We start from the raw sequence: 13538 nt of genomic DNA on the forward strand, positions 1-13538 counted from the left end.
GCGCCGGGGCGGGCCCGGTCAGCCGACCGTGCCCGCCGGAAGCGTCGCCCGCACCTCGTACGTGGTGTCGGTACGGGTCGTGGCGAGCGAACCGCCCATGCTCTCCACCCGCTCCCGCATCGAGAAGGTCCCGGTCCCCGTGGAGACCGGGTCCTTCACCGGGGCCGAGCGCGGCAGCGGGTTCTGCACCGTCACCACGAGGTCTCCCGCCGCGAGCCGGATCGTCACCGCGACGGGCTCGCCCCGGGCGTGCTTGACCGAGTTGGTCAGGCATTCCTGCACGACCCGGTAGACGGCCGCCTGCCGCAGCGGGGACAGCCGGTGCGCGGCCTCCTCTATGTCGAGGCCGACCGGGGTGCCCGCGCTCCGGCTCTCCTCCGCCAGCACGGGCAGCCCGTCCAGGCCGGGCGTGGCGGTGCGTTCGTCCGCACGCCGCACGATGATCTCGTTCAGCATGAGGTGGGCCCGGCGGGCGGTGTCGGCGAGCTCCTCGAAGTCCTTGTGGTGCGGCTCGTTCCTGGCCCGCATCGCGAGCACCTCGGAGCGCACGGCGAGCATGGTCAGCTCCCGTCCCACCATGTCGTGCACGTCCCGGGCCACCGAGACCCGCTCGGCCTGCACCGCCTGGAGGGCCGTCGTCTCGGCCCGCTGGGCCTCCAGCTCGTGCACGAGGTCGTGGCGGTAGGCCGAGATGCCGACGCCGGAGGCGAGGACCCCCACCGGCACCACGATCGCCAGGAACGAACTGAGCGTCTCGCCCCGGGTGTCGGGCCAGCCCGGCAGGTTGAACAGGACGTACGCCACCGCGATGTACCCGATGGTGGCGAGGACGCCCGCGCGCCGGCCCCGGAAGCGGCCGACCGAGTACAGCGCGAACTGGACCAGGTTCAGCTGGTGCAGCCAGCCCAGGAAGAGCAGCGAGACCAGATACGGCAGCCACGGCCACCGGCGCCGCAGGAGCAGCGTCGCCGCGCCCACCGCCAGAACGGGCGGGGCGGTGTAACTGTTGAGGGAGTTGTCGGCCTTGGCCAGGCCCGGCACGTCCAGGACCATCAGACCGAAGCAGCTCAGCGCGATCAGCGCGTCCAGGGCGCGTTGGTCGCCCACCCAGCGTGTGCTCACGGCACGCGCCGCCGCCAGCGCGCGCTGCGGCGCGGAGGGGGAGGGCGGGGTGTGCATGCCTTCCATCATCCAAGGTCTTTGGGCCCGATCGGCTGAGCCGAACGGCCCAAATTTAGTGATATGTCGCACGTGGTTACGGTCCCTTCGACCCTCCCCCGGTGGCCGCACGGATCCCTAGCGTGGTTCCCATGCCTGCCTCCTCCCCCGGCCGTTCGGCGCGCGGCACCGGCCTGCTCCTGCTGATCGGCGGACTGCTCGGCACCCTCGCCTCCGCGGCGCTGACCGCGGACCGCGTCCACACCCTGGAGAACCCGGCCTTCTCCCCCGGCTGCAACATCAACGCGGTGCTCAGCTGCGGCGACGTGATGGACACCTGGCAGGGCAATCTGCTCGGCTTCCCCAACATGCTGCTCGGCGTGGGCGCGTTCGCGGCCCTCGCGGCGCTGGGGCTCGCGCTGGTCGCGGGCGCGGAGTTTCCCCGGTGGCTCTGGCTGGGCGTCTGGGCGGGTGTCACGGCGGGCTTCGCCTTCACGGTGTGGCTGATCGGCCAGTGCCTGTACGTCATCGGCGCGCTGTGCCCGTGGTGCCTGCTGGTGTGGGCGGTGATGATCCCGCTGTTCTGGTACGTCACCCGGCACGTGGCCCGGCCCCGCTCCTGGGTGCGCCGGGTGGCGCCGCACTGGCTGGTGCCGCTGGCGATGTACGCGGTGGTGGCGGCGCTGGTGTGGGCGGAGTTCGGCGACCGGCTGTTCTGAATCCGGGCTGAATCCGGGCCGAATCCGGGCTGAATCCGGGCTGGATCCGGGCGTGCGCACGGGGAAGGCCCCCGGGATCTGGTCCCGGGGGCCTTCTCGTCTCGGTACGGCGTTGCGATCAGGCCTGCGGCAGGCTCGCGATCTGGTTGCCGATGCGCTCGATGTCGGCCTCGGCCTTGGCGAGCCGGGTGCGGATCTTGTCGACCACGTTGTCCGGGGCCTTCGCGAGGAAGGCCTCGTTGCCGAGCTTCTTGTTGGCGTCCGCCTTCTCCTTCTCGGCCGCGCCGAGGTCCTTGGTCAGGCGCTTGCGCTCGGCCTCGACGTCGATCGTGCCCGACAGGTCGAGCGCGACCGTGGCACCCGCGACCGGCAGCGAGGCGGTGGCGTGGAAGCCCTCGCCGGCCGGCTGGAGGCGAAGGAGCTGACGGATGGCCGCCTCGTGCGGGGCCAGCGCGGTGCCGGTCAGGGTGAGCTCGGCCGGGACCTTCTGGCCGGGCTGGAGGCCCTGGTCGGAACGGAAGCGGCGGACCTCGGTGACGACCTGCTGGACCAGCTCGATCTCGCGCTCGGCGGCCTCGTCGCGGAAGCCGCTGTCCTTGGGCCAGTCGGCGATCACGAGGGACTCGCCGCCGGTCAGCGTCGTCCACAGGGTGTCGGTGACGAACGGGACGACCGGGTGCAGGACCCGCAGCATCACGTCGAGGACCTCGCCCAGGACCCGGCCCGAGACCTTCGCCTGCTCGCCGCCCGCGAAGAACGTCGTCTTCGACAGCTCGACGTACCAGTCGAAGACCTCGTCCCACGCGAAGTGGTAGAGCGCCTCGCTGAGCTTGGCGAACTGGTAGTCCTCGTAGTACGCGTCGACCTCGGCCACGGTCTTGTTCAGCCGCGACAGGATCCAGCGGTCGGTCGCCGACAGCTGCTCCACGGGCGGGAGTTCGCCCTCGACGGTCGCGCCGTTCATCAGCGCGAAACGCGTGGCGTTCCAGATCTTGTTGGCGAAGTTGCGGGACGCCTGGACCCAGTCCTCGCCGATCGGCACGTCCGCACCGGGGTTGGCGCCCTTGGCGAGGGTGAAACGGACCGCGTCCGAACCGTAGTTGTCCATCCAGTCCAGCGGGTCGACCGCGTTCGGGTTGGACTTCGACATCTTCTTGCCGAACTCGTCACGGACCAGACCGGTCAACGCGACCGTCTTGAACGGGACTTCGCCGTCCATCGCGTACAGGCCGAACATCATCATCCGGGCGACCCAGAAGAAGATGATGTCGTGGCCGGTGAGCAGGACGTCGGTCGAGTAGAACTTCTCCAGGTCGGCGGTCTTCTCCGGCCAGCCCAGCGTGGAGAACGGCCACAGGCCGGAGGAGAACCAGGTGTCCAGGACGTCGGGGTCCTGGTGCCAGCCCTCGCCGGTCGGGATCTCGTCGTCGGGTCCGACGCAGACGACCTGGCCCTCGGGGCCGTACCAGATCGGGATGCGGTGGCCCCACCACAGCTGGCGCGAGATGCACCAGTCGTGCATGTTGTCGACCCAGTCGAAGTACCGCTTCGACATGTCCTCGGGGTGGATCCTGACCCGGCCGTCGCGGACCGCGTCACCGGCGGCCTGCGCGAGCGGGCCGACCTTGACCCACCACTGCATCGACAGGCGCGGCTCGACGGTGGTCTTGCAGCGCGAGCAGTGGCCGACCGAGTGCATGTAGGGGCGCTTCTCGGCGACGATGCGGCCCTGCTCCTTGAGCGCGCCGACGATCGCCGAACGGGCCTCGTAGCGGTCCAGGCCCTGGAAGGGACCCGGGACCGTGATGACCCCGCGCTCGTCCATGACCGTGATCGAGTCGAGGTTGTGCCGCTGCCCGATGGCGAAGTCGTTCGGGTCGTGCGCCGGGGTCACCTTGACGCAGCCGGTGCCGAACTCGGGGTCGACGTGGGCGTCCGCGACGACCGGGATGGAGCGGTCGGTCAGCGGCAGCTTGATGAGCTTGCCGACCAGGTGCCGGTAGCGCTCGTCGTCGGGGTGGACGGCGATCGCGGTGTCGCCCAGCATCGTCTCGGCGCGGGTGGTGGCGACGACCAGGGTGTCGTCCCCCTCGCCGTACTTCAGCGAGACGAGCTCGCCCGGGTCCTCCTGGTACTCCACCTCGATGTCCGAGATGGCGGTCAGACAGCGCGGGCACCAGTTGATGATGCGCTCGGCCCGGTAGATCAGCTCGTCGTCGTACAGGTTCTTGAAGATGGTCTGGACGGCCTTGGACAGGCCCTCGTCCATGGTGAACCGCTCGCGCGACCAGTCGAGGCCCGCGCCGAGCCGCTTGAGCTGGCCGAGGATGCGGCCGCCGTACTCGCCCTTCCACTGCCAGACGCGCTCGGTGAACGCCTCCCGGCCGAGGTCCTGGCGGGACTTGCCCTCCTCGGCGAGCTGCTGCTCCACCTTGTTCTGCGTGGCGATGCCCGCGTGGTCCATGCCGGGCAGCCACAGCGTCTCGTAGCCCTGCATCCGCTTGCGGCGGGTCAGCGCGTCCATGAGCGTGACCTGGAAGGCGTGGCCCAGGTGCAGCGCGCCCGTGACGTTCGGCGGCGGGATGACGATGGTGTACGGGTCCTTGTCGGACCCCGCGTCGGCGGTGAAGTAACCGCGCTCTACCCAGCGCTCGTACAGCTTCCCCTCTACCTGGGCCGGCGCGTACTGGGTCGGCAGTTCGGTGATGGGCGCTGGATTCTGCTGCTGAGAGTTCTCGGTCACCGGGCCAGTTTAGAGGTGTCACCGGCCCGTACTGAAACGGGAATCTTTGGTAACGGTGAGCCCCCCGATGCACCACTCCACCGCCTCTTCGGTCAGGATGTCTGGATCGGATAAGCATTCCTAGGGGGAACCCAGCAATGAGCTACAACCAGCCGGGCCCGTACGGCGGCCAGCAGCCTCAGCAGCCCGGCCCGTACGGCCAGCAGCCGCCGCAGCAGCCCAATCCGTACGGGCAGCCCGGCCAGCCGCAGCCCGGTTACGGCTATCCGCAGCAGGCCCCCCAGGGCGTTCCCCCGCAGCAGCCGGGTCCCTACGGGCAGCAGCCGCCGCAGCAGCCGTACGGCTACCCGCAGCAGCAGCCCGGCCCCTACGGCCAGCCGCCCCAGCAGCCCCCGTACGGCCAGCAGCCGCCGTACGGCGCCCCGATGCAGCCCGCGCCCGGGGCCCCGAAGAAGAAGACGGGCCTGATCATCGCGTCGGCCGTCGTGGCTCTCGCGGTCATCGGCGGCGGGGCGTGGTTCCTCACGAAGGGCGGCGGCGCGAGCAACAGCGATGTGTCGGCGAGCACGAAGGGCTACAAGATCGCCCCGCCGGCGACGGTCGAGGACTTCAAGAAGAGCCCCCAGGGCGACGTCAAGACGCCCATGACCGCCGACCAGAAGAGCAAGGCCGAGGCCCTCGGCGTCAAGAACCCGCAGCAAGTCGGCGCGCAGTACCAGGCCGGTGACAGCGCCAACCCGCTGACCACCAAGGCGCTCAGCTTCCAGGGGGTCTGGGGCGACATCGCCGATCCCGCCAAGGTGATCGACGCCTCGTTCGTGAACGCCAAGAACAACACCAGCAAGGACCCGAACATCAAGGCCGAGCTCGTCGGCGAGGCCAAGATCGTGAAGCCGGCCGGGTTCTCGGGCGCGCTGATGAAGTGCCAGAACATGAAGCTGACCAACTCGGGCGCCGACGGGTCGGCCGCCAAGGGGCCGAAGGAGGCCCTGATCCCGATCTGCGTCTGGGCCGACTACAGCACGTACGCCGTCGTCGACGTGGTGGACCTGGGCAAGGCCGCCACCGGTGGCGGCCCCAGCCAGGAGGAGGTCGCCAAGCTGACGGCCTCGCTCTACAACACCTCCCGCCAGAAGGTCTAGCGGCACCCGAAGTCGCCAACGGGCCGCCCGGTCAAGGAAGTTGACCGGGCGGCCCGCTGTCGTGCTGGTGAGGCCAAGCGCAGCGTCACGCGCTCTTCTCGTGCCGCCCGTCGTTCTTCACGATGCGGGGCTCACGCGGGACCAGCGTCGGGTTGACGTTGTTGCGGACCACGTCGGCGGTGATGACGACGCGGGCCACGTCCTTGCGGGAGGGGACCTCGTACATCACCGACTGGAGGACCTCCTCCATGATGGCGCGCAGGCCGCGCGCGCCGGTGCCGCGCAGGATGGCCTGGTCGGCGATGGCCTCCAGGGCCGGGCGGTCGAAGTCCAGCTCCACGCCGTCGAGTTCGAACAGGCGCTGGTACTGCTTGACGAGCGCGTTGCGCGGCTCGACCAGGATCTGCAGGAGCGCCTCGCGGTCGAGGTTGTGGACCGAGGTCAGCACGGGCAGCCGGCCGATGAACTCGGGGATCATCCCGAACTTCACCAGGTCCTCCGGCATGACCTCCTGGAACTGGTCGCTCGCCTCGATCTCCCGCTTGGAGCGGATCGTCGCGCCGAAGCCGATGCCCTTGGCGCCGGCCCGGGACTCGATGATCTTCTCCAGGCCCGAGAAGGCACCGCCCACGATGAACAGCACGTTCGTCGTGTCGATCTGGATGAACTCCTGGTGCGGGTGCTTGCGTCCGCCCTGCGGCGGGACGGAGGCGGTGGTGCCCTCCAGGATCTTGAGCAGGGCCTGCTGGACGCCCTCGCCGCTCACATCGCGGGTGATCGACGGGTTCTCGCTCTTGCGGGCGACCTTGTCGATCTCGTCGATGTAGATGATCCCGGTCTCGGCCTTCTTGACGTCGTAGTCGGCGGCCTGGATCAGCTTGAGCAGGATGTTCTCGACGTCCTCGCCGACGTACCCGGCCTCGGTGAGGGCGGTCGCGTCCGCGATCGCGAAGGGAACGTTGAGCATGCGCGCCAGGGTCTGCGCGAGCAGCGTCTTGCCGGAACCGGTGGGGCCGAGCAGCAGGATGTTGGACTTGGCGAGCTCGATCGCGTCGTCGCGGCCCGTGCCGCCGCCGTTCTCGCCGGCCTGGACGCGCTTGTAGTGGTTGTAGACCGCCACCGAGAGGGCCTTCTTCGCGGGCTCCTGCCCGACGACGTACCCCTCAAGGAACTCGTAGATCTCGCGCGGCTTGGGAAGTTCCTCCCACCGCACCTCGGAGGACTCGGCCAGCTCCTCCTCGATGATCTCGTTGCAGAGGTCGATGCACTCGTCGCAGATGTACACCCCGGGGCCTGCGATGAGCTTCTTCACCTGCTTCTGGCTCTTTCCGCAGAACGAGCACTTGAGCAGGTCGCCGCCGTCACCGATGCGTGCCACGAGGTGCTTCCCCTTCGCCTGGGAGACGCCACGTGCGCCGCCTCCTGGTGCCTACTGCGTTTTCCGGGGGGACACCCCCAGACCCCCTACCGACGGTACCTTGCCGAGGCCCTCGTTCGGGCCCCCCTTGGCGCGGTTCACTTCTCCGTGGACCGCGCCAAGGTCGCCGAAGCGGCTCAGGCAGCCGCGGCGGAGGTCGTCTTGCGGGTCGAAACGATCTGGTCGACCAGACCGTAGGCCAGCGCGTCCTCGGCCGTGAGGATCTTGTCGCGCTCGATGTCGTCGCGGATCTTCTCGATCGGCGTCGTCGAGTGCTTGGCCAGCAGGTCCTCCAGCTGCGTACGCATGCGGAGGATTTCGTTGGCCGCGATCTCCAGGTCCGAGAGCTGCTCGCGGCCGGTGCCGCCCGAGGGCTGGTGGATCAGGACGCGGGCGTTCGGCAGCGCCATGCGCTTGCCCGGCGTGCCGGCGGCGAGCAGGACGGCGGCGGCGGAGGCCGCCTGGCCCATGCAGACCGTCTGGATGTCGGGCTTCACGAACTGCATCGTGTCGTAGATCGCCGTGAGGGCGGTGAAGGAACCACCCGGGCTGTTGATGTAGATGGAGATGTCGCGGTCCGGGTCCATCGACTCCAGGCACAGGAGCTGCGCCATCACGTCGTTGGCGGACGCGTCGTCGATCTGCACACCGAGGAAGATCACGCGCTCCTCGAAGAGCTTCGCGTACGGGTCGTACTCGCGCACGCCCTGCGAGGTGCGCTCGACGAAGCGCGGAACGATGTAGCGGTTGTCGACCTGGGGGCCGGTGTAGAGGCCGCTCGCGTTGGCCGAGGGGCCGGAGAAGTTGCTCATGGGGGTGTTCACCATCCTGGTGGCGTTCAGTGGGCGGGGGAAGCGGTGCGGGTCGGGGGCTCAGACCCCGGTGCCGCCGCCACCCGGAACGCCCGAGGCGGCGGAGATGATCTCGTCGATGAGGCCGTAGTCCTTGGCCTCCTCCGCCGTGTACCAGCGGTCGCGGTCGCCGTCGCGGATGATCGTCTCGACGGTCTGGCCGGAGTGCGCGGCAGTGATCTCCGCCATGCGCTTCTTCGTACGGATCAGGTACTCGGCCTGGATCTTGATGTCGGAGGCGGTGCCACCGATGCCGGCGGAGCCCTGGTGCATCAGGATGTCGGTGTTGGGCAGCGCGAAGCGCTTGCCCGCGGCGCCGCCGGTGAGCAGGAACTGGCCCATCGAGGCGGCCATGCCCATGCCGATGGTGACGACGTCGTTCTGGATGTACTGCATGGTGTCGTAGACCGCCATGCCGGCCGTCACCGAGCCACCGGGGCTGTTGATGTAGAGGTAGATGTCCTTGTCCTGGTCGGCAGCGGCCAGGAGGAGCATCTGGGCGGTGATCTTGTTGGCGATCTCGTCGTCGACCTGCTGGCCGAGGAAGATGATGCGGTCATTGAGCAGTCGGCTGTAGACCTGGTCGCCGAGGCCACCACCGAGGGACGGCTCACCGGCGGCGTAAGGCATCAGATTCGTCACGTATCCACCTGCTCGTCTCTGACGGCTTCGGCCGTCTCATCGTCTTCGTTCCGGGGGCGCGGACTCCGGCTCGCCAGACTCCACCACCCTCGTATTCATGGACCCTAACGCGCAGGTGGGACAACGCCATCCCGGTTCCCGAACTGTTCGCTCGGAGCGCAAGGTGGTTGAAGCGGAATCCCTTACGAGCAAGGGCCCGTACGCGACTGCGCACGGGCCCTTCCCCAGAGGTACTGCGGAGGTCGGACGGAGGCTCAGGCCTCGGTCTTCTCCGCGGCCTCGCCCTCGGCGGCCTCGACGACGGCCTCGGCGAGCTCGGTGTTCTCGTCCTCGGCGTCCTCCAGGTCGACGACCTCACCGTTGGTGTCGGTGACCTTGGCGGCCTCGACAACGACGGCGAGCGCCTTGCCGCGGGCGACCTCGCCGACGAGCATCGGCACCTGGCCACCCTCGACGACGGCCTGGGCGAACTGGTCGGGGCTCATGCCGGAGGAGGCCGCACGCCGCATGAGGTGCTCGGTGAGCTCCTCCTGGTTGACGTTCAGCTTCTCCTTGTTGACGAGCTCGTCCAGGATGAACTGCGTCTTGATGCCCTTGACCGCCTGCTCCTCGGTCTCGGCGGTGAACTCTTCCTCGGTCTTGCCCTGGATCTCCAGGTACTTGGCGAGGTCGATGCCCATCTGGCCGAGCTGGTGGTGCTCAAGGTTGTGCTTGCGGGTCTGGATCTCGTCCGCGAGGAGCTTCTCGGGGATCGGGACCTCGGCCAGCTTGAGGAGCTCGTCGAGGACGCGCTCCTGGGCCTGGGTGGCCTGGTCGTACTGCTTCATGTTCTCAAGGCGCTTGCGGCTGTCGGCCTTGAGCTCGTCCAGGGTGTCGAACTCCGACGCGAGCTGCGCGAAGTCGTCGTCCAGGGCGGGCAGTTCACGGGCGGCGACCTGGGTGACCTTGACGGTGACCTCGGCCTCCTTGCCCTCGGCCGAGCCGCCCTTGAGCTCGGAGGTGAAGGTGGCCTCGCCACCGGCCTCCAGGCCCTTGACGGCCTCGTCGATGCCCTCAAGGAGCTCGCCGGAACCGATGGTGTACGAGACACCCTCGGCCACGCCGTCCTCCAGGACCTCGCCGTCGACCTTGGCCTCCAGGTCGATCGTCACGACGTCGCCGTCCTCGGCGGCACGCTCGACCGGGGAGGTCGAGGCGAAGCGCTCGCGGAGCTGCTCCACGGACTTCTCGACGTCCTCGTCGCTGACCTCGACGGCGTCCACGGTGACCTCGATGCCGGAGTAGTCCGGGATCTCGATGGTCGGGCGGATGTCGACCTCGGCGGTGAAGTTCAGCGTCTCGCCGTCCTTCAGCTCGGTGATGTCGACCTCGGGCTGACCCAGCGGGTTCAGCTCCGCCTCGTTGATCGCCTCGGTGTAGAACTTCGGGAGCGCGTCATTGACGGCCTCTTCGAGCACGGCGCCACGACCGAACCGCTGGTCAATCACTCGGGCCGGGATCTTGCCCTTACGGAAGCCCTTGACCGTGACCTGCTGGTTGATCTTCTTGTACGCCGCGTCGAGGCTGTCCTTGAGCTCCTCGAAGGGCACCTCGACAGTGAGCCGAACCCGAGTCGGGTTCAGGGTCTCCACGGCGCTCTTCACGGTTCGGTCTCCTTGTGGCTGACTTCTTGGGAGTTCTGCCGGAGACCGAGCGGTCCCCGACGGATGGGGCCCGGTACATCATTCATCAGACACACGGGCACGCAGCTTGCATAGTAACCGCAAGCGGGATGCCACCCACAATGTGATCTTGTGTGCGGAGATCGAGAGCCGCCGGCGGCGGCGATCGAACGCAGGTGACACCGGCCGAACGCCGGTGACGCTGGTCGGGGTGGCGGGATTTGAACCCACGGCCTTCCGCTCCCAAAGCGGACGCGCTACCAAGCTGCGCCACACCCCGTCGGTGCGAGACGTAGGGTACATGCCCGCGGGGACCGCGTCGGCCGCTTTGTCCGGGGCGGCCCGCCGAGCCCCGGTCCGGGCGCTCCGCCTCCGCTTCGACGCCCGCCGCCGGTGGCCGCGCCGGTGGCCGGGATCCACCGCCCGGGCGGGGCCCGCGCGGACGCCGGAGGGCCGCGGTGTGCGCGGCCGGGGTGCGACCCGCTACGATGCTCTACGTGCCGGGGTCGCGCTGACGCGATGACCTGCGGCGCGGTGCTTGCGGGCGTAGCTCAATGGTAGAGCCCTAGTCTTCCAAACTAGCTACGCGGGTTCGATTCCCGTCGCCCGCTCTCGAAGGTCCGAAGGGCCCGGCAGCCAAGCTGCCGGGCCCTTCGGCATGTTCAGAACTTGATCTGGTTGATCGTGTCCGCTATCGAGTTCAGGAAGCGCTGGATCGAGGGGGCCATGCCCGTCGAGGCCAGGAAGAAGCCGAACAGTATCGCGACGATGGCTGGGCCGGCCTTGATGGAGCCGCCGCGGATGAGCACCACGAGGACGACCGCCAACAGCACCACGGCTGACAGTGAAATGGCCACAACTGATCACACACCCTTGGTCGGTCCGCCTTGCCGGCCCGGGAGCATGCCGCGCACGCCCCCGCGAGCTCTATCGTGCCACCAACACCCCTGTGGTTGTTCCGGGGTGACGGATCGCCAAGGCAAGAATCCGGTCAACAGCCGTGAAATCGCCGTGACGTTTGATGACGGACAAGGTCAACTAGCCGGTCCGCAACGGATGTTCATCGCGTATCGGCCACCGCGTCGGCCGTTCTTCACGCCGCCGCCCGCGCGGGCGGCGGCGTCGCCATCCGTGCCGCGATCCGGTCGGCCGACATCGCCGGCAGGTCGTCGGCCAGGACGCCGTCGGCCAGGAACAGGACCCGGTCGGCGTGAGCCGCGGCCGTCGGGTCGTGGGTGACCATGACCACCGCCGCGCCCAGGGTGTCCACCGCCGCGCGGAGCAGGGACAGGACCTCGGCGGCGGTGGTGGTGTCCAGGGCGCCGGTCGGCTCGTCCGCGAAGATCACGTCGGGGCTCGTGACCAGCGCCCGGGCGATCGCCACGCGCTGCTGCTGGCCGCCGGAGAGCTCGCCGGGGCGGCGGTCGCCCTTGCCGTCCAGGCCGACCCGGGCCAGGAGCCGGGCCGCGTGGCGCCGGTCGGGGCGGCCCCCGGCGAGGCGCGCCGGAAGCAGCACGTTCTGCTCGACCGTGAGCGAGGGCAGCAGGTTGAAGGCCTGGAAGACGAAGCCGAGGCGGGAGCGGCGCAGTTCGGTGAGTCTGTTCTCGCTCATGCCGGTGATCTCGGTGCCGGTGAGCCGCACCGAGCCGTCGGTGGGGCGGTCCAGGCCCGCCGCGCACTGGAGGAGCGTCGACTTGCCGGAGCCGGAGGGCCCCATGACCGCGGTGAAGCTGCCCCGGGGCAGGGTGAGGTCGATGCCGCGCAGGGCGTGCACGGCGGTGGCGCCGCGGCCGTACCGCCGCCGTACGCCGCGCAGTTCGACGGCCCGGTCGGCTCCGGATGCCGCCCCCGCGGCCGTCCGGTGTCTCTGCTCGGCCCGTCGCAGCGCCATGGTCCCTGCCCTTTCCTCGCCCCGTCCGGCACGCTCGCGCCGGCCCTTCGAACCTAGGGAGGGGAGACGGCCCGGGCCATGGCGGCCGCCGGTGGATCGGGGGTGGTGCTGGCCCCACCCCCGGTGCGGGACCGCCGGACGGTCAGGCGTCGCGCCTGATCAGAAGCAGCGCGCGGTCGTCGTTGACGTCCTTGGCGACGGCCTCGATCAGGTGCCAGGCCGCCCCGTCGAAGCCCGTCGAGACATAGCGGTCGGCCTCGCCGGTCAGGCGGTCGATGCCCTCGGCGATGTCGCGCTCGGAGGTCTCCACGAGCCCGTCCGTGAAGAGCATCAGGACGTCGCCGGGGGCCAGTGAGCCCTTGGCCGGGTGGAATTCGGCGGCGTCGTAGACGCCGAGCAGGGGGCCTTCGGCGGCCTGCTCCTGCCAGCGTCCCGAGCCGGCGTGGAGCTGGAGGGCCGGCGGGTGGCCCGCCGAGAGGAGTTCGTAGTCGCCGGAGTCGAGATCGAGGACGAGGTGGATGGCGGTGGCGAAGCCCTCGTCCCAGTCCTGGCGCAGCAGATAGCCGTTGGCCGCGGGCAGGAAGGCGTGCGGGGGCAGCGAGCCGAGGAGCCCGCCGAAGGCGCCGGAGAGCAGCAGGGCGCGCGATCCGGCGTCCATGCCCTTGCCGGAGACGTCGGTCAGGACGATCTCCAGGGTGCGGCCGCCGCCGGTGCGGGCGGCGACCACGAAGTCGCCGGAGAAGGACTGGCCGCCCGCGGGCCGCAGCGCCATCTCGCGGTGCCAGCCCTTGGGGAGCTGCGGGAGCGCGCTCTGGACGCGGATGCGTTCGCGCAGGTCGAAGAGCATGGTGCCGCCGCGCCGCCAGGGCACCCCCACGCGGGCCCGGAACTGGGCGATGAGCAGCCCGAAGAGCCCGCACGCCGCCACCACCAGAACCGTGCCGGGGGTGACCCGCGAGGGGCCCGCGGTGTACGGGCCGAGCCGTACCGATTCCACGATCAGCGCGGTCGCGGCGGCCGCGTACAGGCCGAGGAGGTTGGCGGGCCGCAGCAGCAGGCCGCCCGCGACGATCGGCAGGACCAGGGCGGAGGGGGCGCACCAGACGGGGGCCAGAAGTGTGGCGCAGGTGATCGCGGGCACGGTGAGGAGCAGGCCGGCCAGGGCGATCCAGTCGGAGCCGTCGCCGCGGAAGTAGTCGACGCCGGATCTGCGCACCGCGTTGCGGACCCGGTGCAGCGCCTTGCGCCACCGGGCGGTGAACGAGTCCGCTCTCATCGCACGTGCCATTGCCGAGGACCCTATCCAGCCGGTGG

General features: G+C 69.7%; 11 protein-coding genes and 2 tRNA genes. 3 read left to right on the forward strand and 10 right to left on the reverse strand.

The window, feature by feature from the left end; genetic code table 11:
* Positions 1 to 18: 18 nt before the first annotated feature.
* On the reverse strand, positions 19 to 1179 hold the full coding sequence (locus tag ACFYNP_RS09150; RefSeq protein WP_388407394.1) for a sensor histidine kinase: 1161 nt from the start codon (positions 1177 to 1179) through the stop codon (positions 19 to 21).
* Between the two features lie 131 nt (positions 1180 to 1310).
* Here ACFYNP_RS09150 and ACFYNP_RS09155 point away from each other — a divergent pair, with 131 nt between their 5' ends.
* On the forward strand, positions 1311 to 1877 hold the full coding sequence (locus ACFYNP_RS09155) for a vitamin K epoxide reductase family protein (RefSeq protein WP_388407392.1): 567 nt from the start codon (positions 1311 to 1313) through the stop codon (positions 1875 to 1877).
* A gap of 118 nt (positions 1878 to 1995) precedes the next feature.
* Here the strand turns inward: ACFYNP_RS09155 and ACFYNP_RS09160 are convergent, their stop codons facing one another.
* On the reverse strand, positions 1996 to 4620 hold the full coding sequence (locus ACFYNP_RS09160) for a valine--tRNA ligase (protein ID WP_388407389.1): 2625 nt from the start codon (positions 4618 to 4620) through the stop codon (positions 1996 to 1998).
* 137 nt (positions 4621 to 4757) lie between these two features.
* On the opposite strand from ACFYNP_RS09160, the gene ACFYNP_RS09165 reads away from it, so the two are divergent.
* The gene (locus ACFYNP_RS09165) at positions 4758 to 5762 is read left to right on the forward strand and encodes a hypothetical protein (RefSeq protein WP_388783969.1); all 1005 of its coding nucleotides are present in this window, start codon (positions 4758 to 4760) and stop codon (positions 5760 to 5762) included.
* Positions 5763 to 5847: 85 nt separating this feature from the next.
* On the opposite strand, the gene clpX is transcribed toward ACFYNP_RS09165, so the two are convergent.
* From clpX to ACFYNP_RS09190, 5 genes are all read right to left on the reverse strand, one after another.
* Positions 5848 to 7140: an ATP-dependent Clp protease ATP-binding subunit ClpX gene (gene clpX, locus ACFYNP_RS09170; RefSeq protein ID WP_100579698.1), complete on the reverse strand. Its 1293-nt coding sequence runs from the start codon at positions 7138 to 7140 to the stop codon at positions 5848 to 5850.
* Between the two features lie 176 nt (positions 7141 to 7316).
* Complete coding sequence (locus tag ACFYNP_RS09175; protein WP_100579697.1) at positions 7317 to 8006, reverse strand: ATP-dependent Clp protease proteolytic subunit; 690 nt, start codon at positions 8004 to 8006, stop codon at positions 7317 to 7319.
* Between the two features lie 45 nt (positions 8007 to 8051).
* Entirely contained in the window at positions 8052 to 8660 is a 609-nt protein-coding gene (locus ACFYNP_RS09180) for an ATP-dependent Clp protease proteolytic subunit (RefSeq protein ID WP_100579696.1), read from the reverse strand.
* Positions 8661 to 8926: 266 nt separating this feature from the next.
* Positions 8927 to 10315, reverse strand: coding sequence for a trigger factor (gene tig / locus ACFYNP_RS09185; protein WP_100579695.1), 1389 nt, complete (start codon positions 10313 to 10315; stop codon positions 8927 to 8929).
* 221 nt (positions 10316 to 10536) lie between these two features.
* Positions 10537 to 10613 (reverse strand) — tRNA-Pro (locus tag ACFYNP_RS09190).
* Between the two features lie 260 nt (positions 10614 to 10873).
* Between ACFYNP_RS09190 and ACFYNP_RS09195 the strand changes: the two genes are divergently transcribed.
* A tRNA-Gly gene (locus tag ACFYNP_RS09195) sits at positions 10874 to 10944 on the forward strand.
* A 51-nt stretch (positions 10945 to 10995) separates the two neighbouring features.
* Here ACFYNP_RS09195 and ACFYNP_RS09200 read toward each other — a convergent pair.
* From ACFYNP_RS09200 to ACFYNP_RS09210, 3 genes are all read right to left on the reverse strand, one after another.
* Positions 10996 to 11190 (reverse strand): hypothetical protein, encoded by a 195-nt coding sequence (locus ACFYNP_RS09200; RefSeq protein ID WP_100579694.1) that lies wholly within the window; start codon positions 11188 to 11190, stop codon positions 10996 to 10998.
* Between the two features lie 236 nt (positions 11191 to 11426).
* Entirely contained in the window at positions 11427 to 12224 is a 798-nt protein-coding gene (locus ACFYNP_RS09205) for an ABC transporter ATP-binding protein (protein ID WP_388783971.1), read from the reverse strand.
* A gap of 142 nt (positions 12225 to 12366) precedes the next feature.
* On the reverse strand, positions 12367 to 13512 hold the full coding sequence (locus ACFYNP_RS09210) for a PP2C family protein-serine/threonine phosphatase (protein WP_388407380.1): 1146 nt from the start codon (positions 13510 to 13512) through the stop codon (positions 12367 to 12369).
* Positions 13513 to 13538: the final 26 nt, after the last annotated feature.

Source organism: Streptomyces sp. NPDC006691 (genome assembly GCF_042869955.1).
Taxonomy (GTDB): Bacteria; Actinomycetota; Actinomycetes; order Streptomycetales; family Streptomycetaceae; genus Streptomyces.